General features: G+C 60.7%; 1 protein-coding gene. It reads right to left on the bottom strand.

What is annotated here, in order from left to right:
* Nucleotides 1–485, bottom strand: a 485-nt coding sequence (locus ACI48K_RS13450; RefSeq protein ID WP_475028114.1) for an IS110 family transposase, incomplete at its 3' end; no start/stop codon positions are given.
* Nucleotides 486–488: the final 3 nt, after the last annotated feature.

The raw sequence follows: 488 nt of genomic DNA, 5'->3' as shown, positions 1-488 counted from the left end.
TCAAACGTCAGGGTGGAGAGCCACTCCCGGTACCTTTTCGTCCAACGCTTTTTCATGCCTTCCGGGGTGTGAATCTGGTGCCGGAGTAGAAAATGAATGAGCCGCTGCCGAACCCGGTGCAGGTCTTCTCTGGCATCTTCCCGTGCACGGATGAGATCCCGCAAAGCTTCGAGTTCCGGAGTGGGCACATGGATCGACGTCAACTCCCCGGCACGGTGGAGCTGAGCCAGTTTTTCGGCATCCCGGCGGTCTGTCTTTATGGCATCGCCGGGGCGCTGCGGGATACGCGAAGGGGCCACCACTTCACAGGAAATGCCCATGTTCGTCAGCCACCGGTATAAGTCGTAACCCGTCGGGCCCGCTTCGTAGCAGACGTCCAGCGTCACTCCCGGGCCTTTTAGCTTCCGAATCAGTCGACCTACGGCATCCGCCGTGTGGGCAATGGCTCCATAGTATCGCGCCGGCTCCCGGCCCTCGTCTGCGATCGT

It is taken from the genome of Paenibacillus terrisolis (assembly GCF_056171975.1).
Note: the sequence above shows the minus strand (reverse complement) of the source record. Positions and strands in the feature narration are given on the sequence as shown.